The sequence below is a fragment of the Amycolatopsis sp. NPDC033938 genome, from assembly GCF_055575975.1.
This window is the reverse complement of record NZ_JBVIRO010000010.1, coordinates 150,385-171,587: the sequence shown is the minus strand read 5'-3', so window position 1 is coordinate 171,587 and position 21,203 is coordinate 150,385. Positions and strand designations below refer to the sequence as shown.

The following is a 21,203-nucleotide window of genomic DNA, read 5'->3' as shown; positions in this document are numbered from 1 at the left end:
GTCGGATACCTGCCGCCCGTGGGTCAGTCAAGGCATTGTCACGTCCCGGGCGCGGGTCTCGTCCAGAGAGCATGTTCTCCGCCTACCTCACCGTGGCCATCGTGACGATCGCGGTCAACGCCGGAATCGCCGCCGCCGACTTCGCCCATGCTCCCTTCGTCCTCAAGAACTCCGCCGAGGTGAACGTCCCTCGATCCTGGATCCCGTCCCTGGCCTCGCTGAAGGCGGCGGGAGCCGTGGGGCTGCTGCTGGGCCTCCTCGGCGTGCCCTTCGTCGGGACCGCCGCCGCGGCCGGGCTCGTGCTGTTCTACCTCGGCGCCGTCCTCACCCACGTGCGTGCCCGGGTGCTCTACAACATCGCCTTCCCCGCCGGTTTCCTCGCGCTGGCGGTGGCGACCTTCGTCCTCGATCTCGCTCAGACCAGGTAGGGACCGAAGTGGTCGGCGACGACGTCGGCGATCGCCTCGGCGTCCTTCGAGCCGTCGATCCAGAGCACCCGGATGCCGAGTCCCTGCGCGGTACGGACGGCGTCTTCGGCGACGAGACGGTCTCGCGCGATCCGGTTGCGTTGAGCGCGTTCGGGATCGCTGACCCCGTGTGTCACCGCGCCGGCCCTGGGCAGGACCCGAAGCTGATGCTCGCGGAAGTCGTCGGTGGGCACCATCACGAGCATCCGCCGCGGTGAATCCAGCAGGGGCGCGACCAGTTCCGGGCGCAGCCCCCAGCCCTCGGCGAGGATCGGGCGCCCGGAGACCAGCGCGCGCAGATCGTCCAGCGCCCACTCGAACCGCGTCGGGAAACCGGCGATCGTGTCGGCGGCCATCTGTTCGGGTGCGGGGTCGACCCAGATGGTGTCCGGATCGGGATCCGCCGCGGGCAGGCCCTCGCGGACGCGGTGAGCCACGCGGCGATCTTGATGGGCTCGGGCGTCGTGGAAGTCGTAGTGGTAAACCGTGATGCCGTGGCGACGCGCCAGCGACCGGGAGACGGTGGACTTCCCCGCCCACTGGCCGCCGCAAATCCACAGCGCCTGCTTGAGCGTGCCGAACGGGTCGGCGATTCCACGGTCAGTGGTCACCGGGCCTCCTGTCGCCGATAGCGAGCAAAGACCCCTTCGCGAGCAGAACAAGCCTCGAAGGCGCTTGCTCGCGAAGAGCTGCGATCCGCTGAGTGATCCGGACGCGCTCGCTCACCAGTCCGGCCAAGTCGATCCGGAACAACGATCCGCCTTCGTCGGCGATCGCGAACCCTCCCTCCACGGACGCGACCGAGGCGACGAACCGCCGGTCGTGCCGGATCCTCCACCGTTCGGCGCCGTCCGACGGGTCGACCACCGTGTAGCCACCACGCCGCTCGGCCAACCAGAGCAAGCCACCGCACAGGTCCACCGCTCTGGGCGCGAGATCGCGTTCGGCACGGAACACGGTCTCGGCTTTCGCCTCGGCCGGGACGATGCGTACGACCAGTCGTTCGCCGCATCGCATGAGGAAGCCGCCGCCCTCCGCGCGAAAGGCGGGCCCGGTGTCGGGGCCGACCAAGGGCTCGGGCAAGGACCACGTGGCCAGCTCCCGGCCGTCACCTCGATCGATCAGCGATACGGAGTCGCCGCCCGGCTCACCGAGCAGGAAACCGGCCTCGGTCACGGCAGGCAAGACTGTGCTGCCGAGCCTTCCCGCGCGCCAACGCGCAACACCGGTGCGGAGGTCCACTGCGGACACTGGCGTATAGCCGCGCCAACCGCCGACCAGCACGAGTTCTTCGTCCACCACGACATGACCGGCGAACGAGCCCGGCTCCGCTTGCCAAACCTCTTCGCCCGTTTCGACGTCCAGGCAGAGAAGCCCGCCGGTGTTCTGCGGGATCACCAGACAATACGGTTCGCCGATCACGACGGCACGCGGCCATGTCCCGACCGGGACGTCCCAGCGCACCGATCCTTCGACAGGATCCAGACCGACCAGTCTCGTGCTCCGCTCGTGCACGACGAGGTGCTGCCCGGTGACCGCCATCGCGGACGGCGAACCGGCTTGGTGCAGCGGCCGTTCCCAGCGGACATCGAACACGAGACCAGTTCAGCAGCGGACGGGCCACCGCACAACCGGATTCGCCGACGCCTGCTTCGGCGAACGACGTGGGTCGTCCGCCGAAGCAGGCATCAAAGGTCAGCTGCAGCCGGAGGTCGCTCCGCACCCTTCACAGGCATAGCACGAGCCGGCGGGCCGCATCTTGGTGCCGCACGTCATGCAGAGCGGCGCGTCGGAGGCGGTGCCGAGGTTCAGCTCCACCAGTTCCGCCGTCGAATGCGCCACCTTGGCGGGCTCCGCGACAGAAGAGTCCACAGTGGACCGCAGGGCGTCGATGTCGACGTTCTCCGGTTCCGCGGCGGGAGCGGAGCCGTAGTTCGCCTCGACCTGTGCCGAGCGTTCGTCGGCGGTGAAGATGCCGAGCTGTGAACGCTTCTCGTAGGGCAGGTAGTCCAGCGCCAGCCGTCGGAACAGGTAGTCCATGACGCTGGTGGCGATCCGGATGTCCGGGTCGTCGGTCATCCCGGCGGGCTCGAAGCGCAGGTTGGAGAACTTGGAAACGTAGAACTCCAGCGGGATCCCGTGCTGCAGGCCCACTGAGATCGACATCGAGAACGCGTCCATCACGCCCGAGAGGGTCGACCCCTGCTTGCCCAGCTTCACGAAGATCTCGCCGAGCCCGTCGTCCGGGTAGGAACCGGCGTGCAGGTACCCCTCGGCGCCGCCGACGGTGAACGACACCGTCTGGCTCGGGCGCTTCTTCGGCAGGCGCTTGCGGACCGGCCGGTACTCGACGACCTTTTCGGCCTCGGGTTCGGCCTTCTCCTTCTTGCCGGTGGACAGCGGCTGGCCGACCTTGCAGTTGTCGCGGTAGATCGCGAGCGCCTTGAGGCCGTACTTCCAGCCCTGGAAGTAGATCTCCTCGACCTCTTCGACGGTCGCCGACTCCGGCATGTTGACCGTCTTGGAGATCGCGCCGGACAGGAACGGCTGCACCGCGGCCATCATCCGGACGTGCCCCATCGGCGCGATGGACCGCTCCCCCACCGCGCAGTCGAACACCTCGTAGTGCTCCTGGCGCAGGCCGGGAGCGTCGACGACGTGGCCGTGCTGGGCGATGTACTCGACGATCGCCTCGATCTGTTCGCCCTGGTAGCCGAGCGCGGCCAGGGCGCGCGGGACGGTCTGGTTGACGATCTGCATCGACCCGCCGCCGACCAGCTTCTTGAACTTGACCAGCGAGAAGTCCGGCTCGATACCGGTCGTGTCGCAGTCCATCATGAAGCCGATGGTGCCGGTGGGCGCGAGCACCGAGGCCTGCGCGTTGCGCCAGCCGCTGGTCTCGCCGAGTTCGATGCCGCGCTTCCATTCCTGGGTCGCGAGCGCGCGGACCGCGGCGTCGTTCGCGTGGTAGGTCCGCACCAGTTCGTTGGCGGCGGCGTGCTTGCGCATGACCCGCTGGTGCGCCTCGGCGTTGCGCGCGTATCCCTCGTACGGCCCGACGACCGCGGCGAGTTCGGCGGAACGCCGGTACGAGACACCGGTCATCAGCGACGTGATCGCGGCGGCGAGCGCGCGGCCCCCGTCGGAGTCGTAGGCGTGACCCAGCGCCATCAGCAGGGCGCCGAGGTTCGCGTACCCGATACCCAGCTGGCGGAACTTGCGCGTGGTGTCGCCGATCGCCTCGGTCGGGAAGTCGGCGAAGCAGATGGAGATGTCCATCGCGGTGATGACCAGCTCGACCGCCTTCGCGAACAACGGCGCGTCGAAACCGCCGTCGGCGGTGGCGAACTTGAGCAGGTTCAGCGAGGCCAGGTTGCAGCTGGAGTTGTCCAGGTGCATGTATTCCGAACACGGGTTGGACGCGGTGATCCGGCCGGATTCGGGGCAGGTGTGCCAGTCGTTGATCGTGTCGTCGTACTGCAGCCCCGGATCCGCGCACTCCCAGGCGGCCTGCGCGATGGTGCGGAACAGCTTCTTGGCGTCGACCCGGTCGATGACCTCGCCGGTCATCCTGGCCCGCAGGCCGAATTCGCCCTGGGTCTCGACGGCCTGCATGAACTCGTCGGAGACGCGGACCGAGTTGTTCGCGTTCTGGTACTGGACGGAGGTGATGTCGGAGCCGGAGAGGTCCATGTCGAACCCGGCGTCGCGGAGGACCTTGATCTTCTCCTCTTCGCGGGCCTTGGTCTGCACGAACTCCTCGACGTCCGGGTGGTCGACGTCGAGCACGACCATCTTCGCCGCGCGCCGGGTGGCGCCGCCGGACTTGATGGTGCCCGCGGAGGCGTCCGCGCCGCGCATGAACGAGACCGGACCGGACGCGGTACCGCCGGAGGACAGCAGCTCACGCGAAGAACGGATGCGGGAGAGGTTCAGGCCCGCCCCGGAGCCGCCCTTGAAGATCAGGCCTTCCTCGCGGTACCAGTTGAGGATCGACTCCATGGTGTCGTCGACCGCGAGGATGAAACACGCCGAGACCTGCTGCCTCGACGTCGTGCCGACGTTGAACCACACCGGCGAGTTGAAGCTGAACACCTGGTGCAGCAGCATCCAGGTCAGCTCGTGCTCGAAGACCTCGGCGTCGGCGGGGCTCGCGAAGTAGCCGTGTTCGCGACCCGCGTTGACGTAGGAGTGGACGACGCGGTCGATCAGCTGCTTGAGGCTCTGCTCGCGCTGGGCCGAACCGACGGCGCCGCGGAAGTACTTGCTGGTGACGATGTTCGTCGCGTTGACCGACCAGAAGTCGGGGAACTCGACACCGCGCTGCTCGAAGTTGACCGTACCGTCGCGCCAGTTCGTCATCACGACGTCCCGTTTCTCCCAGGTGACCTGGTCGTACGGGTGGACGCCCTCGGTGGTGAAGACACGCCGCACGGTGAGCCCGCCGGCCTGCTTCTTCTTCCCGTTCGTCCGCGTTGTGGCCGGGTTACCTGTTCCCACGGTCTCGGTCATGGGTCTTTCCCTCACTCCCACGCGGGAGGCGGCATCAGCCGTCTTTCGCGTCTTGATCGCTCTCGTCCGGTGCGGCAGCCATGGCCTCACGAAGGTCCGAGATCTCCTTCTCGAAGTCCTCGACCGAGGAGAAGGAGCGGTAGACACTGGCGAACCGGAGATACGCGACGCCGTCGAGTTCACGCAAGGGACCCAGGATCGCCAGGCCTACCTCGTGACTCGGGATCTCCGCCAGCCCCGCCGACCGGATCGATTCCTCGACCCGCTGCGCGAGCTGCTGCAGCGCGTCGTCGTCGACCGGCCTGCCCTGACAGGCGCGTCGCACCCCCCGGACCACCTTGTCCCGGCTGAACTGCTCGGTGACCCCGGACCGCTTGACGACGGCGAGCACCATCGTCTCCGAAGTGGTGAAGCGCCGGCCGCAAGCGGCGCACGAGCGCCTCCGCCGGATCGCCTGACCCTCATCCACCTCTCGGGAGTCGACGACCCGAGAGTCCGCATGCCGGCAGAACGGGCACCTCATCCGCCGATCACCTTCCCCTCCGCGCCGGCCGGTCCCCGAGTGGACGCCGCCCCCGTCGCCACGCAACGACGGAAAAGATCGACATGTGGATCGATCTGTGGACATCCGGTGGGTGAACACCGGCCAGCTGTGGACAACTGGTACCGAGTCTACCCCAAGCTATGGACCAACTACAGCCATGTAACTACTACATATAGCGGTGGAGACTAGATCGCAGGTGGGGCGCACGCAAGCGCAACCGCGGGGCCGATCAGACACGAAAGGGGACATCACCCGCGGTGGGTGAGAGCGGTCTCCAGGCTCACCTCCCACCCTCGGCGACCTCGGCCGCGACCGGGACGGTGAGCGGCAGTCCGGGGACCAGAACGGCGTCTCCCAGGGAGTTGAGCTCCTTGATCTTGGCGACGACCGCGCCAGTGTCACTCCCTGGCGCGAAGCGGGCGGCGAGATCCGACAGCGACTCCCCCGCCGAAACGGACACCGTGGTGGTCCGCTCGGGCACCGCGGCGCCGGGAACCCCGGCCAAGAACAGACCCAATCCGGTGACGACACCGGCGACGAGCAAGGCCATCGTGACGAGCGACGGCCAGCGAAGCGGGAGCCGCCGGGGCGCCGGGCAGCCCGGGGAGAGGGTGGCGACGCCGGGCCTGTGGCCCGCCACCACCCGCGCCCGCGACGGGGGCCGCAGCGGCTCGGCACGCCTGCCCCGAACCACCCGCACCGGCCGGGTCAGCCCTGCCGGAACGGGCCCGGGGGTGCTGGGTCGCACCAGTCCTCGATCGGCCAGAATCGACATCGGAACCTCCTCGCATCCTGCTTCACTCAGGTCCAGCGCCGGGCGGACCCGGCGATCAAGGTCGAACACGCGTTCTATCGAACGCCCGTGCGAATGTGTACCACCTCCCACCGACAAAAATCGAGCGACACGGCGTGTCCATCGAACAGATGTTTGAAATCGTCGTCCCGGCGGGCTAACGTCGTTGACCAGGGCGTCTGCTGTGCGGACGCCGCCGGTGCCGTGGGCGGGAAGATCGTCCGCCACCGGCGAAGACAGCGGAGGACACGCGAAGTCGGTCCGGGAGACCGGACGTACTGGGAGGCGACGCAGGAGATGAAGGAGCGAGACGGTGGCTAAGGAGAGCAAGGCAGGGAACGCGCCTAGGCGCTCGGGCAAGGTGCGCGCCTTGCCCGAGGTCTACGAGGTGGACGAGACCCTGACCGTGCGGCAGCAGCAGGTGCTCGACGTGATCAAGCTGTGGGTGAGCCGGTTCGGCTACCCGCCGAGCGTGCGGGAGATCGGCGAGGCGGTCGGGCTGACCTCCACCTCGTCGGTGTCGCACCAGTTGCAGGCCCTGCAGCGCAAGGGATATCTGCGACGCGACCCGAACCGCCCGCGTGCGGTGGGCGTCCTCGCCGTGACGGACGACAACCCGATGGGCATCGATGTCGAGCAGCCGCAGTCGGCCGCGAAGGCCGCGTACGTGCCGCTCGTCGGCCGGATCGCCGCCGGTGGGCCGGTTCTGGCCGAGCAGGCCATCGAAGACGTCTTCCCCCTGCCGAGGGAAATCGTCGGCGAGGGTGAGCTCTTCCTGCTCAGCGTCACCGGTGACTCGATGATCGACGCCGCCATCACCGACGGCGACTGGGTGGTCGTGCGCCAGCAGCCCACGGCCGATCCCGGCGAGATCGTGGCGGCGATGATCGACGGTGAGGCCACGGTCAAGACGTTCAAGCGCAAGGACGGCCACATCTGGCTGATGCCGCACAACGAGGCCTACGAGCCCATCCCGGGTGACGACGCCACGATCCTCGGCAAGGTCGTGGCCGTTCTCCGCAGGCTCTAGTCAGGATTCGGTCCGGAACCGGAGCGCGCCGGGATCCCAGGTCACGAGACCACGGGTCAGACCCGGCAAGCTTCGGTGGTCCCGGCCACCTTCTCCTCAGGCGCGCCGTTTGCGCAGCCTGCCGACCAGGAGGAGACCGCCGATCACGACGATCGCGGCGATGCCGACCTGCACGTACGGGAAGTCGGTTCCTTGGCCCTCGCCACCGGCCGCGGAAGTCCCGCCCGACGTGCTGCCCTCGGCCTTGGCCGCGGCGAGGGCGGCCGCGCCCTTCACCGCACGGATCTGCTCTCCGACGCCCTCCCCGCCGGACAGCAGCGTCCCGTCCGGATCGAAGGCGACCGCCTCCCCTTGCTTTTCGTTCGGCAGGGGTACGCGTACGGGTTCGCGCCGCAGGGCGCCCGCCAGATCGCCGTCGGTGACGGCGTAGAGATAAGCGTCGGTGTAGGTGCGCAACGCGACCACCGACCCGTCGGCCATCGACGCCGCCCCGGTGACCGTCATCGAACCGATCGAGCCCGCCGGCCCGCCCGGGGTCGAGGTCTCCTTGATCCGCAGCGATCCCACGCTCTCCAGCGGGGTCGGGCCGGGGCTGGCGAGCGGCCCGGTGGGCCGGTACACCTTCGAGTCGCCGAAGAAGTCCTTGGTGATCAAGTACGGCGTACCCGAGCGGTCCATGATCAGCGCTTCGACGTCGTGCTGGCCGTCGGGGTAGGTGAGCCGGTGCAGTGTCGCCTTGCCCTGAGGGGTCAGCGAGATCAAGGCGACCGTGTCTCGCTTCTTGCGGTTGTCACCGGTGTCGGAAAGCCAGAAGGTGCCGTCCGCGGTGCGGGCGAGGTCTTCGGGGTCGTACGGATCCGTCGCGGCCGAGATGACCTTCTGGACCTTGCAGTCCCGGTCGAGCACGAAGACCTGCACCTTGGTGCCGCCGTCGTTCAGGGCGTACAGGTGCTCGCCGTCCGAAACCAGGCCTGACAGCTCACTGAGCCGGGAGTCTCGGTTCGCGCACACCGGCTGCGGCGCCGGGACCTCCTGCGCCACGGCGGGAGCGGTCCCGCCGACGAACGTCCCCAGCACGACCGCCGCCGCGACAATCCCCCGCACATCCACCTCCGTACCGTGGAACCCCTGAAGCCCCACACTACGGAGACGTCCGGGACGGCGCGCAGTTCGGTGCGAACGCCGAGACAGTCCGGAATGTCACGAAGGCCACTTCGAGCGTCAGACGTGGCTCGCTGCCGTGAAGGTCCCCTTACCTACCCTCAAGGTAGCGAAGGAGGCCTTCACTACCTGACGGCAGGCACGCGGCCGGGCGCGTCGCATGACTGTCCACAAGGGATACCTACTCGTGGCCCGCGGACTCGCTGGCTTGAGGTACGTGAAACACCTGTCTCGCCACGTCGAGCCGACCCTGCGTTCAGTCCTCTGAATGCGGCAGTCTCCGGGTACACGAAGGCCCCCTTCACGCGAGGTGAAGGGGGCCTTCGGATCCTTGCTTACAGAGCCGAGCCGTTTGTCTGGAAGTCGCTCAGCGCCGCGGCCAGTTCAGGCCTGCCCCGGACGACCAGCCGGGTACCGGTCTCGACGTGCTCCTCTTCCAGCACCTCGCCGTCGGCGTGGGCGCGGGAGACGAGTTCGCCCCGCGAGTACGGGATCAGCACCTCGACCACGAGCTCCGGCCTCGGCAGCCGTTCCGCGATCGCTTCGGCCAGCTCCGTGATCCCGGTGCCGGTCCGCGCCGACACCTGCACCGAACCGGCCATCTGGTGCCGCAACCGGGCCAGCGACACCTCGTCGGCGGCGTCGGCCTTGTTGATCACCAGCAGCTCCGGAGGGAGCGGCTCAGAACGGCGCTTCGTGATCTCGGTGAGCACTTCGCGCACCGCGTTGACCTGCTCTTCCGGCGTCGGGTCGGCACCGTCGACGACGTGCACGAGCAGGTCGGCGCTCGCCGCCTCCTCCAGCGTCGACCGGAACGCGTCCACCAGCTGGTGCGGCAGGTGCCGCACGAAACCGACGGTGTCGGTCAGCGTGTAGGTGCGGCCGTCAGGCGTCTGTGCCCGCCGTGTCGTCGGATCCAGCGTGGCGAACAGCGCGTCCTCGACCAGCACCCCGGCGCCGGTCAGCGCGTTGAGCAGGCTCGATTTGCCGGCGTTGGTGTAGCCGACGATCGCGACGCTCGGCACCTCGTTGGCCACCCGGCGACCGCGTTTGGTCTCGCGGATGGTGTCCATCGCGGCGATCTCCCGGCGCAGCTTCGACACGCGCTTGCTGATCCGCCGCCGGTCGGTTTCGAGCTTCGTCTCACCGGGGCCACGCAGACCCACACCACCGTTGGCGCCACCGGCGCGGCCACCGGCCTGCCGGGACAGCGCCGCACCCCACCCGCGAAGCCGCGGGATCAGGTACTGCAGCTGGGCCAGCTCGACCTGTGCCTTGCCCTCCTTGGAGCTGGCGTGCTGCGCGAAGATGTCGAGGATCAGGGCGGTGCGGTCGATGACCTTCACCTTGACCTTCTCCTCCAGCTGGCGCAGCTGGCCCGGGGAGAGTTCACCGTCGCAGATCACCGTGTCGGCTCCGGTGGCCGCCACGATTTCGCGCAGCTCCTTGACCTTGCCCGAGCCGATGTAGGTGGCGGGATCCGGCCGGAGCCGGCGCTGCACCAGGCCTTCCAGCACCTCGGAGCCCGCCGTTTCGGCCAGCCGGGCGAGTTCGGCGAGCGAGGCCTCGGACTGGAGGGCGGTGCCCTCGGTCCACACCCCGACCAGAACGACGCGCTCCAGGCGCAGCTGCCGGTATTCGACCTCGGTGACATCCGCGAGTTCGGTGGACAGGCCCGCTACCCGGCGGAGCGAGGCGCGGTCCTCGAGCTCCAGTTCACCGGTCGATGGGTCCATGTCGTTCAGATCGTTGTGTGTCAGTTCCGTCATCGTGCCTCCATGGTCCCACGTTTCTGCGTCGGGACCGAATTCATTAGCCGCTGGGATACCTCGACAGGTATATCGCCGTTCGCCGCGCGTTCGTGTCCATCGGCCGGGCGAGGAACTCGTCGAGCACCTCGGTGATCCGGCCTTCGAGCTCGGCGATCTGCTCCTCCGGCAGCTGCAGGACCAGCCTCGTCTGGCGTAAGTCGTCGAACCCCGTCTCGGCGATCTCGGCCAGATACGCCTCGAAGATCGCCTGATCGATCCCCCTGTCGCTGGAATCAAGATGCCAGGACAACCCGGTCGAGCGATACGGAATTTCTTTCGCACCGCGTTTGCCGCGCCGTGCCGGGAGAGCTTCGAGGAAACCCGTGTCGACGAGTCTGCGCACGTGGTGCAGGGTCGTCGCCGGGTCGCGGCCGAGCCGCTCGGCGAGTTCCTTGTTGGTCAGCGCCTCCGAGTAGGTCAACCGGATGATGCGCAGCCTTATTCCGGAGGCCATGGCCGCAGCTTCGGTCTCGGTGGCGGCACGTCGTGAGGTAGGCACGGCGACAGCCTAGGACGAAAAGTGATTGACACTTTCCAATCACTCGCGCCAGGGTGGCCCGGTGCGCAGAGACTCCCTCTTCTTCCATGCTGACTTCCGGCGGCTGTGGGCGGGTGACACGGCCAGCCAGGTCGGCGCGTTCGCCGGGCATACGGTGATCCCGCTGCTCGCGGCCACCGTGCTGACCGCGACGCCGTTCCAAATGGGGCTGCTCACCGCGGCGGAGACGGTGGCCTTCCTGATCATCGGCCTGCCCGCGGGGGTGTGGGTGGACCGGATGCGGCGCCGCACGCTGATGCTCCGGGCCGACTTCGTCCGCGCCGCGTTGCTGCTCAGCATCCCGGTCGCCTGGTGGGCGGAAGTGCTGACGCTGACCCAGCTCATCGTGGTCGCCACACTCGTCGGTACCGCGACGGTGTTCTTCGACATCGCCTACCAGTCGTATCTGCCGACACTGGTCGGCCGCGAGCATCTCCTCGAAGGCAACGCGAAGCTCCAAGCCAGCCAATCCGTGGCGTTCCTGGCCGGTCCGGGGATCGGCGGCGGACTGGTGCAACTCATCGGCGCGGCCAACGCCGTGCTCACGACCGGGCTCGGTTTCCTCACCTCGGCGCTGTGCCTGTTGCGGATCCGCACCGTCGAACCGGAGCCCGAACGGCACGAAGACGCGAAGCTGCTCCCCCAGATCGTCGAGGGTCTGCGGTTCGTGTTCACCGACACCGCGCTGCGCTCGATCGTCGCCTGCACCGCGACCGCCAACCTGTTCAACGGCGTCTTCCTCGCGGTGGAGATCCTGTTCCTCAACCGCGATCTCGGCCTGTCCCCCGCGGCCGTCGGCGTCGTGCTCGCGACCGGCGGGGTGGGCGGGATCGTCGGCGCGATCTTCGCCAACGCCATCACGCGGCGGATCGGGCAAGCCAGGTCGATCTGGCTCGTTCCCCTGCTGACCTGGCCGTTCTATCTGCTGCTACCGCTGGCCGCGCCGGGCTGGCGGATCAGCCTGTTCCCGGTGGCCACGATGATCGCCGGGTTCGGGATCATCGTCTACAACGTCGCGCAGGTCTCCTACCGGCAGGCCGTCTGCCCGGACCGGCTGCTCGGCCGGATGAACGCGAGTGTGCGGTTCGTGGTCTGGGGGATGCTGCCGCTGGGCGGGCTGCTCGGTGGGGTGCTCGGCGAGGCGATCGGGATCAGGGGCACGCTGTGGGTCGCCGTGGGCGGCGAGACCGCGGCACTCCTGTGGGTGGTCTTCTCCCCGCTTCGGAAACTTCGCGACCTGCCGAGCGAACCGATCGCCCAGCCGGTGGGCTAAGCGCCGAGACCGGCCCACCAGTTTTCGTCGAGTTCGCCGCGCGCGACGATCTCGGCGGGGCCGGTGAGGGTGGACGCGCCGCGGCGGACCTCGACGATCACCCGGCCACCGGGGATGTCGACGGTCGCTTCGCCGGTGTCGGTGCCCGCGAGATGCAGGGCGGCCGCGACAGCGGCGACCGTGCCGGTGCCGCAGGACCGGGTCTCGCCGACGCCGCGTTCGTGGACGCGCATCTTCAGCGCGTTGTCGCCCAGCAGGTTGATGAACTCGAGGTTCACCCCGTCCGGGAACACGTCGGAGTCGAAATCGGGCTGGTCACGCAGGTCCAGTTCGTCGACGTCGTCCTCGACGACCGAAACCAGATGCGGGTTGCCGACGTTGACCGCGACACCGGAGAACGGTTTCCCGGCGACCACGGTGACCGAGGTCCCGGTGATCGTCGCCGGTCCCATCTCCACGGTGACCGAACCATCGGCGTGCATCCGTACCGGCCGGTCCCCGGCGCGGGTGCCGATGACGAAGTCGCGCTCGGCCACGAGCCCGGAATCGACCAGGTGGCGCACGAAGACCCGGACGCCGTTCCCGCACATCTCGGCGATGGAACCGTCGGCGTTGCGGTAATCCATGAACCATTCGCCACCGGACTCGATCCCCAGCGCGGACGAGCGCACGATCCGCAGCACGCCGTCGGCGCCGAGGCCGCGCCGGCGGTCGCACAGCGCCGCCACCCGTGCCTCGGTCAGCTCAAGGCGGCCGTCGGGGTCGGGAAGCAGCACGAAATCGTTCTGTGTGCCGTGTCCCTTAAGGAATTCGATGCCGCCCATGGTGTTCAGGCTACTGGGCCGTCACCTCGAGGACGCGCTCGGCCAGCCGCTCCGAACCGCCGTCGAACCACTCGATGCGCTTGTCCCGCCGGAACCAGGAGCGTTGCCTCCGCACGAACCTCCGGGTGGCCTGCGCGGTGGCCTCGGCGGCGGCCGCGAAGTCACCGTCGCCGTCGAGTGCGGCGATCACCTGTTGGTAGCCCAGCGCCCTCGACGCGGTGAGCCCGTCGCGAAGCCCTTGTCCCAGCAGCGTCCGGACTTCGTCGACGAGACCGGCTTCGAACATGACCTCCACCCGCCGGTCGACGCGGGCGTCGAGTTCGCCGGGTTCGCGATCCACGCCGATCATGACCGTGCCGTAGCGCGCGGGTCCCGGTTTCGGCAGATTCGCCGAAAACGGTTCTCCGGTGATCTCGATGACCTCCAGCGCGCGCACGATGCGGCGGGTGTTGGTCGGCAGGATCGCCGTGGCGGCGATCGGGTCCAGTCCGGTGAGCCGGGCGTGCATCGCGGCGGCGCCGACCTCGTCGGCCTCGGCGGTCAACCGCGCGCGTACGGCGGGATCGGTGCCCGGGAACTTGAGATCGTCGAGCACGGCCTGGATGTAGAGCCCGGATCCGCCGGTGAGGATCGGCACGCGGCCCGCGTCGAGGAGTTCTTCGACGCACCGGCGCGCGTCGCGCTGGTACGCGGCCACGGAGGCCGTCTCGGTGACGTCGAGGACGTCCAGCAGGTGGTGCGGCACGCCTCGCCGCTCTTCGACGGTCGCCTTGGCCGTCCCGATGTCCATCCCGCGGTACAGCTGCAGCGCGTCGGCGTTGACCACCTCGCCGCCGAGGGTGAGCGCGAGTTCGACCGCCAGCGCGGTCTTCCCGGTCGCCGTGGGCCCGACGACCGCGACCGGCCGGATCACGCGTGCTCCCAGACGGCGACGTGGTAGCCGACGCCGAACGGCGCGGCCGAGTAGAGCACGTCGGCGGCCCAGTCTCCGTCGGCCGCCAGCCCGGCGAGGACCTGCCAGGGGGCGCGGCCGCCCGCTCCGAGTTCGGCGGCGAGGACGGGGTCGAGCGCGGCGAGCGCGCCGGTGTCGGCTTTGGCCAGCGCGTCGCGGATCCCGGCGTCGAACCCCTCCGCGCGTTCGTCCTCGCCGCCGGGGGAACGCGGCCCGTGCCTGCTCGAACCGTCGCCGAGGACGAGGACCGCGGCGGGCTCCCCCAGCTCACGGCCGGCCAGCGCGCAGTGCTCGGCCGGGGCGGCGGGATCGACGAGATGGACACGGACGGATGAGGCGTTCACCCGCTCACGCAGCCAGCCCGCCACGAGTGCGGGCAACGGCAGCTCGGTTTCCGCGGCTGTCACCCGGCTGAGTGAGACGCCGATGTCGACGCCGAACCCGCGGAAGGAGCCACTCGCGTGTTCCGGCACCTCGGGTGCGCCCGCGGCCGCGCCGACGACGACCCAGTCCAGCGAAGCACCGGCCAGGCGCTCCACGGCTTGAAGGCATGCTTCGCGCAGCTCGGCGCATTCATCCGCAGCTCCGGCGGCGAGTTCGGGAATGAGGAGTGGGGGTTGCGGAAGCACGGCGACACGGCGGATCACGGCCGCCGACGTTACCTTCCCGGCCCGAAGCCGCCCGCAACCGACCGGCGACCGACCGCCACGGAACGTCCTCCGGAAGTAGGATCACTGCCCTCTGGTGGTTCATCCGGTTCCACGGTGGACGCTGAGCTGCTTGAATGCCGCAAGGGGTTGATACCCCCGAAGCAAGACGGCAACGCATTACCCGGCCCCGCCGCTAGGCGGGGCGCCCGCGCCAGCGGGCGTACAGGCGATAAGGAGCCTGCGATGGCCCAGGAGAACACGTCCACCGGTACCCCGGCTCCGCACCCGGTACCGCACGCGCTCGGTGGCGGACACCCCGCACCCCCCGTGCCGCCGGCCGAGCCCAGCCCGTCCGCTTGGGGCAGGGTCGACGACGAAGGCACGGTGTACGTCAACACGCCCGACGGCGAACGCGCGGTCGGGGTCTGGCAGGCCGGGAGCCCGGACGAGGGTCTGCTCCACTACGCGCGCCGGTTCGACGACCTGCGTACCGAGGTCGAGCTGCTGGAAACGCGGCTGGAATCCGGCGCGGGTGACCCGAAGCACGCGCTGGCGACCGCCACGCAGCTGCGCGACGGCCTCGCCGAAGCCGCCGTCGTCGGCGACATCGCCGCGCTGAGCGGCCGGATCGAGCAGGTCATCTCCCACGCGGAGAAGGCGCTGGCCGCGGCCAAGCAGGAGCGTGAAGAGGCCCGCGCCGCCGCTGTCGTCCGCAAGCAGGCCCTCGCCGACGAAGCCGAGAAACTCGCCGCCGAGTCGACCCAGTGGAAGGCCGCCGGGGACAGGCTGCGCGCGATCCTGGACGAGTGGAAGACCGTCAAGGGCGTCGACCGCAAGACCGACGACGAGCTGTGGAAGCGGTTCTCCAAGGCGCGCGAGGCGTTCAATCGCCGCCGCGGGTCGCATTTCGCCGAACTGGACAAGCAGCGGGCCGGGGCCAAGCAGCGCAAGGAAGAGCTGATCGCCGAAGCCGAGGCGCTGTCGGAATCGTCGGACTGGGGCGAGACCGCGGGCCGCTACAAGGATCTGATGACCGAGTGGAAGGCCGCCGGTCGCGCCCCCAAGGACAGCGACGAGGCGCTCTGGCAGCGTTTCCGCGCCGCGCAGGACAAGTTCTTCGCCCGGCGATCCGCGGTGTTCTCCGAGCGGGACGCCGAATTCGCGACCAACGCGCAGCAGAAGGAAGAACTGCTCGTCGAGGCCGAGAAGATCGACCCCGCGGCGAACCTCGAAGCGGCGAAGCAGCACATGCGGCGCATCCAGGATCAGTGGGACGAGATCGGCAAGGTCCCGCGTGAGCGCATCCGCGAGCTGGACGGACGGCTCAAGGCGGTGCAGGACGCGATCAAGTCGGCCGAGGACAGCAAGTGGCGGCGGACCGATCCGGAGGCGCAGGCCAGGGCGGCGCAGTTCCGCGAGCGGGTCGAGCAGTTCGAGTCGCAGGCGGCGAAGGCCCGCGCGGCCGGTGACGAGCGGCGCGCGAAGAAGGCCGACGAGCAGGCCGCGCAGTGGCGTGAGTGGCTCGAGGCGGCGGAAGCGGCCATCGCGAACCGCTGAGCGAGGCGGTCCCTGAGGCTCTCCAACTGTCCTTCGGGATCCGCTGCGGACGATTTGTCAGACTGGGCGTTATTGGGCCGTGTCGTCACGTACCTACCCCCTGACCTGCGGATTGGGGGGTGGATCGTGGGGCGGTGCTGCCACCTCGTCAATGAAGGAATTGGGACGTTGAGTGTCCCAATTCCTTCATTGACGAGCTACCGCCCAGCGCCACCGTCGCGGCACTGGACCCCAAGAGGCCGTTCACTGCCCGGCGGTAGCTCCACTGTGGAGGGACGTGTCGCTCATTAGTGCGTATTCGGGCGCTCTCCGCGCTCAACCGTGCTCAACTTCGATCATGAACCAGACACTGATTCCCCCAGTACGCCGGGCGCTCGCCGCCCTGGCGATCAGTTGCGCTCTGGTGGCCGGGCTCGCGCCCGCCGCGTCGGCGATCGGTTCTCCGGCACCGGTCCCGGCATCTCCCGAAATCAGCAAGAAGAAGGTCAAACTCGACGCCTCGCTCAGCAAGAACCAGGCCAAGGTCAACGAAAAGGTCACCCTCAAGGGGAATCTGCAGGTCGACGGCGGCACCCGCGCCGACGGAACGGACAGCCTCGAGGCGATCATCGTGCAGCAGCTTCAGGGCAGTGTCTGGGTGAACATCGCCGACACCACCTGCCGCCCCAACTCGACGTTCTCCCTGAGGCTCAGCTTCTCCTTCAGTGCGGTCATCACACTGCGGGCCTACCACCCCGAGACGTCGTTGTACGCGAGTGCCTACACGTCCAGCAACCTCACTTTGCGAGTCGGCTAGCTCCGCGAGAAGGCCGCCCGCATCCAGTAGACGGCCAGCGCGACGGTGGCGATCCAGGCGACGATCAGCCCGACGCCCGGACCGCCACCGGCCGCGCCGGTCGCGTGTGAGGACTGTTGCGACCAGATAGCGAGCAGTCCGTCGACCGAGGCGAACCAGCCGCCCGCGGCGCAGACCCAGGCCAGCCACCAGCGGCGGGTCACCAGCGCGACGGCGGAGGCGAACACCCCGATCCCGGTGGAGGTCGCGGCGAACAGCTGCGGGATCCCACCACCGCGGCCGAGCAGCACCTCCCAGCCGGCGTGGTCGCCGACCCAGGGCAGCAACTGGGCCACCAGCAGCACGAACACCAGCACGGCGATGGAGAATCCGCGCCTGCCCAGCTCGATCGTCTTGGCCGCGCGTTCACCCACTTCGTCGATCTCGGCGGCGAGTTCGTCGATCTTCGGTTCGGTCACAGCGCACATCCGCTCACCGGTTCCGGCGCTACGGCCGGGGCGCCGAAGCCCGGGAGGCCCAGGGTCACGCCGTTGGTCTTCGGCCGGAGCCCGGCCTCGGAGTTGTCGCCCGCCTTGGTCCGGCGGTGCGACAGCAGATCGCCGTCCGCGACAAGGTGGTGCGGGGCGCCGTAGGTCACGACGGTCTCGACGATGTCGCCCGGCCGCACGGCGCGGTCCACCAGCGGACCCGTCGGCGCGAAGTGGACGAGCCTCCCGTCACGGGCGCGGCCGCTCATCCGGTGCGTCTCGGTGTCCTTGCGGCCCTCGCCGGAGGCGACCAGCAGCTCGACGCGACGGCCGACGACCTTCTTGTTCTCTTCCCAGGAGATGTCGTTCTGCAGCTTCACGAGCCGTTCGTAGCGCTCCTGCACGACCTCCTTCGGCAGCTGCCCGTCCATCTCGGCGGCCGGCGTGCCGGGCCTGATCGAGTACTGGAAGGTGAACGCGCTGGAGAACCGGGCCTGCGCGACGACATCGAGCGTGGCCTGGAAGTCTTCCTCGGTCTCGCCGGGGAAGCCGACGATGATGTCGGTGGTGATCGCGGCGTCGGGCATCGATTCGCGCACGCTGTCGAGGATCTTGAGGTAGCGCGCCGAGCGGTAGGACCGCTTCATCTCGCGCAGCACCCGGTCGGAGCCGGACTGCAGCGGCATGTGCAGCTGGTGGCACACGTTCGGTGTCTCGGCCATCGCGTCGATGACGTCCTCGGTGAACGCCGCCGGATGCGGTGAGGTGAACCGGACGCGCTCCAGGCCTTCCACCGCGCCACAGGCGCGCAGCAGCTTCCCGAACGCGAGCCTGTCGCCGAATTCGACGCCGTAGGAGTTCACGTTCTGACCGAGCAGCGTCACTTCGAGCACGCCTTCGGCGACGAGCGCCTCGACCTCGGCCAGGATCTCGCCGGGGCGGCGATCGCGTTCCTTGCCGCGCAACGCCGGGACGATGCAGAAGGTGCAGGTGTTGTTGCAGCCCACCGAAATCGACACCCAGCCCGCGTACGCGGACTCACGGCGGGCCGGCAGCGTCGAGGGGAAGGTTTCGAGCGCTTCGAGGATCTCGACCTCGGCCTCGGCGTTGTGCCGCGCGCGTTCCAGCAGCGTCGGCAGCGCGCCGATGTTGTGCGTGCCGAACACGACGTCGACCCAGGGCGCGCGTTTGACGATCTCGCCGCGGTCCTTCTGGGCGAGGCAGCCGCCGACGGCGATCTGCATGTCCGGCTTCGCGGTCTTCTGCGGCCGCAGGTGGCCGAGGGTGCCGTAGAGCTTGTTGTCCGCGTTCTCCCGCACGGCGCAGGTGTTGAACACGATCAGGTCGGGTGTGGTCTCGCCGTCACCCGGTACGTAGCCGGCGTCCTCGAGCTGCCCGGCAAGACGTTCGGAGTCATGCACGTTCATCTGGCAGCCGAAGGTGCGGATCTGGTATGTGCGCGCGCTCATCTCGCCTTCGAGGGTACGCGGGCGGGGTTCCATGGCACGATCGACCCTCATGAGGAGACCAGGGGTGCTGGCGGTGGTGATCGCCGTGGCCTGCGCCCTGGTCGCCGGGTGCGGGCCGGACCTGTCCGGGACCCACGTGCGGATCGCGGCGGGGCTCAACGGCGGCGTCTACGACAAGCTGGCCGAGGCGCTGGCCGACGCGTGGGCCGCGCAGCTCGGCGCCGAGCGGCCCGAGATCCAGGAGACCCAGGGCTCGCCGGACAACATCGGCCGCGTCCGCGCGGGCAAGGCCGACGTCGCCTTCGTGGCCGCCGACGTCGCCACCGAGAAGACCGCCGGGCTCGCCGCGCTGGCCCGGGTGCACGACGACTACCTGCACGTCGTCGTCCGGGCCGACTCCACGATCACCTCGTTCGCGCAGCTGCGGGGCCTCAAGGTCGCGATCGGCTCCCCCGACTCCGGCGTCGAGTTCCTGTCGAAACAGCTGCTCGAGGTGTCCGGGCTGACCGGCGCGGTCGACCGGCGCAACCTCGGGCTCACCGAAGCGCTCCCCGCGCTGGAGAACCGCCAGATCGACGCCGTCATCTGGTCCGGTGGCCTGCCGACGCCGTCGATCACGGAGCGCGCGAGCAAGGTCCGGCTGCTCGACATCACCGATCTCGCGGACGACCTGCGGGCGAGGAATCCGGTGTACCGCACGGCGACCATCCCGGTGACGGCCTATCACCTGCAGGCGCCGGTGACCACGCTCGTGCTGCCGAACTTCCTGGTCGTGCCGGCCTCGATGCCGGACGACCTCGCGGAAGCGCTGGTCCGCGGGCTGTTCGACGCACGCGGTGAGCTGGTGAAGGCCGCCGGGGCCGCGTTGTCGATCGACGTCCACCCGGCCATCGAGACCTCGCCGCTGCCGCTGCATCCCGGCGCGCTGCGCTACTTCCGCTCGCTCAAGGACTGACGACGGGCAGCGTCACGGTCACTTCGAGCCCGCCGCCCTCGGGTGAGCCGAGCCGCAGCGAACCGCCCGAGCGGGCCATGATCTCCGTGACGATCGCCAGGCCCAGCCCGGATCCGGGGACATTCTGATGCGAGGTGCTGCGCCAGAACCGGTCCGCCGCCCGCTCGAGTTCGTCTTCGCGCAGGCCGGGCCCGTGGTCGCGGACGGCGATGTCGACCTTCCCGTCCGCCTCGGTGACGGTGACCCGCACCTCGGTCCCCGGCTCGGTGAACTTCAGCGCGTTGTCCAGCAGCGCGTCGAGCACGACTTCGAGTCCGCGCGCCGGGGTGAGCACCCGCAGGCCGCCGCCGAGCCCGGAGGCGACCAGCGAGATGTCCCGGGTCCGGCCGACCACCGTCCAATCGGCGACCCGGGCGCCCACCACCTCGTCGAGGGCGACCGGCACCAATTCGCCGCCCGAGGCCTCGGCGCGAGCCAAGGAGAGGAGTTCGTCGAGGATCTGGTTCAGCCGCCGCGCGTCCACGACGGCGGCTTCGAGGTCGGCCGCGGCAAGGTCGTCGTCGACGTGCCCGTCGAGGTTTCCGAGCCGGATCTTCAACGCGGTCAACGGGTTCCGCAGCTGGTGGGAGGCATCGGCGACGAAGGCGCGCTGCGCCGAAAGAGCCTCGTCGACACTCGCGGCCATCCGGTCGAAGGACCGTTCGAGCTGCCGCAGTTCCGGCGGCCCGCCCGTCTCCCCCACCCGCTGTACCTCCTGGCCGCTGACCACGGCGGCGACCAGTTCCCCGGTCGCCTCGTCCAGGCGGCGGACCGGGCGGAGGATCCAGCGCACCACCGGCACGGCGATGAGCAGTGCGAAGCCGAACGCCAGCACGGCGCCCGCCGCGATGAGCAGCCACCACCACAGCAGTTCGGTCCGGGCGCGTTCGGTCGAGGACAGGGTGATCACCGCACCCCGGACCTCGCCGTCGATGAGGATCGGTTCCGCGAGCACCAGCGGCTCGGTGTTCCACGGCATCAGCAGCGGGCCGGGTTCCGACCGCCGTCCGGCCAAGGCCGCCTGGATATGCGAGGCGATGGCGGCGTCCTTCAGATTGATGCGGGCGGCGGCGCCGGGTCCGCCGCCTAGCGCGCTCACCACGGCCTCGCCGTCCTGGTCGACGATCACCACCGGGACGTTGTAGACCTCGGTGTAGCGGCGGAGTTCGTCCTCGATCAGATCCGGCCGGTTCTCCACCAGCGGGCGCTGCGCCAGCGAAGCGAATCGGGAGGTGTCGGTGAGCCTGTCGAGGAAGAGGTCGAGCTGCACACTGGCCGCCACGCTGAGCGCGAGCGGGATGCCGAGGCCGAACACGAGCGCCGCGACCAGCGTCAGCACGATCGCCTGGAGCCGGACGCGCACCG

The 21,203-nt window shown here is 69.3% G+C and carries 20 protein-coding genes; 6 read left to right on the top strand and 14 right to left on the bottom strand.

Annotated features, from left to right (window positions below; genetic code table 11):
- Window positions 1-71 precede the first annotated feature (71 nt).
- Entirely contained in the window at window positions 72-428 is a 357-nt protein-coding gene (locus ACZ5ZX_RS24640; RefSeq protein WP_465504334.1) for a DoxX family protein, read from the top strand.
- Here ACZ5ZX_RS24640 and ACZ5ZX_RS24635 read toward each other — a convergent pair.
- The 5 genes from ACZ5ZX_RS24635 to ACZ5ZX_RS24615 all read right to left on the bottom strand — a co-directional run bounded on the left by ACZ5ZX_RS24635 (window position 416) and on the right by ACZ5ZX_RS24615 (window position 6,298).
- Complete coding sequence (locus ACZ5ZX_RS24635) at window positions 416-1,078, bottom strand: hypothetical protein (RefSeq protein WP_465504333.1); 663 nt, start codon at window positions 1,076-1,078, stop codon at window positions 416-418. The two genes, ACZ5ZX_RS24640 and ACZ5ZX_RS24635, sit on opposite strands and share 13 nt — an antisense overlap.
- The gene (locus ACZ5ZX_RS24630) at window positions 1,068-2,063 is read right to left on the bottom strand and encodes an outer membrane protein assembly factor BamB family protein (protein ID WP_465504332.1); all 996 of its coding nucleotides are present in this window, start codon (window positions 2,061-2,063) and stop codon (window positions 1,068-1,070) included. The genes ACZ5ZX_RS24635 and ACZ5ZX_RS24630 overlap by 11 nt, the downstream gene beginning before the upstream one ends.
- A gap of 99 nt (window positions 2,064-2,162) precedes the next feature.
- A complete protein-coding gene (locus ACZ5ZX_RS24625; protein ID WP_465504331.1) occupies window positions 2,163-4,979 on the bottom strand; it encodes a vitamin B12-dependent ribonucleotide reductase in 2,817 nt (938 codons plus the stop codon).
- 34 nt (window positions 4,980-5,013) lie between these two features.
- A complete protein-coding gene (gene nrdR / locus ACZ5ZX_RS24620) occupies window positions 5,014-5,502 on the bottom strand; it encodes a transcriptional regulator NrdR (RefSeq protein WP_037304189.1) in 489 nt (162 codons plus the stop codon).
- Window positions 5,503-5,803: 301 nt separating this feature from the next.
- Window positions 5,804-6,298: a LysM peptidoglycan-binding domain-containing protein gene (locus tag ACZ5ZX_RS24615; RefSeq protein ID WP_465504330.1), complete on the bottom strand. Its 495-nt coding sequence runs from the start codon at window positions 6,296-6,298 to the stop codon at window positions 5,804-5,806.
- A gap of 331 nt (window positions 6,299-6,629) precedes the next feature.
- Here ACZ5ZX_RS24615 and lexA point away from each other — a divergent pair, with 331 nt between their 5' ends.
- The gene (gene lexA / locus ACZ5ZX_RS24610; protein WP_465463495.1) at window positions 6,630-7,346 is read left to right on the top strand and encodes a transcriptional repressor LexA; all 717 of its coding nucleotides are present in this window, start codon (window positions 6,630-6,632) and stop codon (window positions 7,344-7,346) included.
- Window positions 7,347-7,442: 96 nt separating this feature from the next.
- Here the strand turns inward: lexA and ACZ5ZX_RS24605 are convergent, their stop codons facing one another.
- From ACZ5ZX_RS24605 to ACZ5ZX_RS24595, 3 genes are all read right to left on the bottom strand, one after another.
- Window positions 7,443-8,450, bottom strand: coding sequence for a hypothetical protein (locus ACZ5ZX_RS24605; protein WP_465504329.1), 1,008 nt, complete (start codon window positions 8,448-8,450; stop codon window positions 7,443-7,445).
- 392 nt (window positions 8,451-8,842) lie between these two features.
- Window positions 8,843-10,276: a GTPase HflX gene (gene hflX, locus ACZ5ZX_RS24600; protein WP_465504328.1), complete on the bottom strand. Its 1,434-nt coding sequence runs from the start codon at window positions 10,274-10,276 to the stop codon at window positions 8,843-8,845.
- Between the two features lie 43 nt (window positions 10,277-10,319).
- The gene (locus ACZ5ZX_RS24595; RefSeq protein ID WP_465504327.1) at window positions 10,320-10,817 is read right to left on the bottom strand and encodes an ArsR/SmtB family transcription factor; all 498 of its coding nucleotides are present in this window, start codon (window positions 10,815-10,817) and stop codon (window positions 10,320-10,322) included.
- A gap of 61 nt (window positions 10,818-10,878) precedes the next feature.
- Between ACZ5ZX_RS24595 and ACZ5ZX_RS24590 the strand changes: the two genes are divergently transcribed.
- Window positions 10,879-12,129, top strand: a complete 1,251-nt coding sequence (locus tag ACZ5ZX_RS24590) for an MFS transporter (RefSeq protein WP_465504326.1) — start codon at window positions 10,879-10,881, stop codon at window positions 12,127-12,129.
- On the opposite strand, the gene dapF is transcribed toward ACZ5ZX_RS24590, so the two are convergent.
- The 3 genes from dapF to ACZ5ZX_RS24575 are packed head-to-tail and all read right to left on the bottom strand — an operon-like array spanning window position 12,126 to window position 14,552.
- Window positions 12,126-12,953: a diaminopimelate epimerase gene (gene dapF, locus ACZ5ZX_RS24585; protein WP_465504325.1), complete on the bottom strand. Its 828-nt coding sequence runs from the start codon at window positions 12,951-12,953 to the stop codon at window positions 12,126-12,128. The two genes, ACZ5ZX_RS24590 and dapF, sit on opposite strands and share 4 nt — an antisense overlap.
- Before the next feature lie 10 nt (window positions 12,954-12,963).
- A complete protein-coding gene (miaA, locus tag ACZ5ZX_RS24580) occupies window positions 12,964-13,866 on the bottom strand; it encodes a tRNA (adenosine(37)-N6)-dimethylallyltransferase MiaA (RefSeq protein ID WP_465504324.1) in 903 nt (300 codons plus the stop codon).
- Entirely contained in the window at window positions 13,863-14,552 is a 690-nt protein-coding gene (locus ACZ5ZX_RS24575; RefSeq protein WP_465504323.1) for a class III extradiol dioxygenase subunit B-like domain-containing protein, read from the bottom strand. The genes miaA and ACZ5ZX_RS24575 overlap by 4 nt, the downstream gene beginning before the upstream one ends.
- A gap of 246 nt (window positions 14,553-14,798) precedes the next feature.
- On the opposite strand from ACZ5ZX_RS24575, the gene ACZ5ZX_RS24570 reads away from it, so the two are divergent.
- Window positions 14,799-16,112, top strand: a complete 1,314-nt coding sequence (locus tag ACZ5ZX_RS24570) for a DUF349 domain-containing protein (RefSeq protein ID WP_465504322.1) — start codon at window positions 14,799-14,801, stop codon at window positions 16,110-16,112.
- Between the two features lie 337 nt (window positions 16,113-16,449).
- Entirely contained in the window at window positions 16,450-16,908 is a 459-nt protein-coding gene (locus ACZ5ZX_RS24565; protein ID WP_465504321.1) for a hypothetical protein, read from the top strand.
- Here the strand turns inward: ACZ5ZX_RS24565 and ACZ5ZX_RS24560 are convergent.
- Both ACZ5ZX_RS24560 and miaB read right to left on the bottom strand, forming a co-directional pair.
- Window positions 16,905-17,375 carry an Rv2732c family membrane protein gene (locus tag ACZ5ZX_RS24560; protein ID WP_465504320.1) on the bottom strand — a complete coding sequence of 157 codons (471 nt, stop codon included), beginning with the start codon at window positions 17,373-17,375 and terminating at the stop codon, window positions 16,905-16,907. The two genes, ACZ5ZX_RS24565 and ACZ5ZX_RS24560, sit on opposite strands and share 4 nt — an antisense overlap.
- A complete protein-coding gene (miaB, locus tag ACZ5ZX_RS24555; protein WP_465504457.1) occupies window positions 17,363-18,877 on the bottom strand; it encodes a tRNA (N6-isopentenyl adenosine(37)-C2)-methylthiotransferase MiaB in 1,515 nt (504 codons plus the stop codon). Before miaB ends, ACZ5ZX_RS24560 begins: the two co-directional genes overlap by 13 nt.
- 16 nt (window positions 18,878-18,893) lie before the next feature.
- On the opposite strand from miaB, the gene ACZ5ZX_RS24550 reads away from it, so the two are divergent.
- Window positions 18,894-19,799 (top strand): TAXI family TRAP transporter solute-binding subunit, encoded by a 906-nt coding sequence (locus tag ACZ5ZX_RS24550; protein WP_465504319.1) that lies wholly within the window; start codon window positions 18,894-18,896, stop codon window positions 19,797-19,799.
- Here the strand turns inward: ACZ5ZX_RS24550 and ACZ5ZX_RS24545 are convergent.
- Entirely contained in the window at window positions 19,789-21,201 is a 1,413-nt protein-coding gene (locus ACZ5ZX_RS24545; protein WP_465504318.1) for a sensor histidine kinase, read from the bottom strand. The genes ACZ5ZX_RS24550 and ACZ5ZX_RS24545 overlap by 11 nt on opposite strands.
- Window positions 21,202-21,203: the final 2 nt, after the last annotated feature.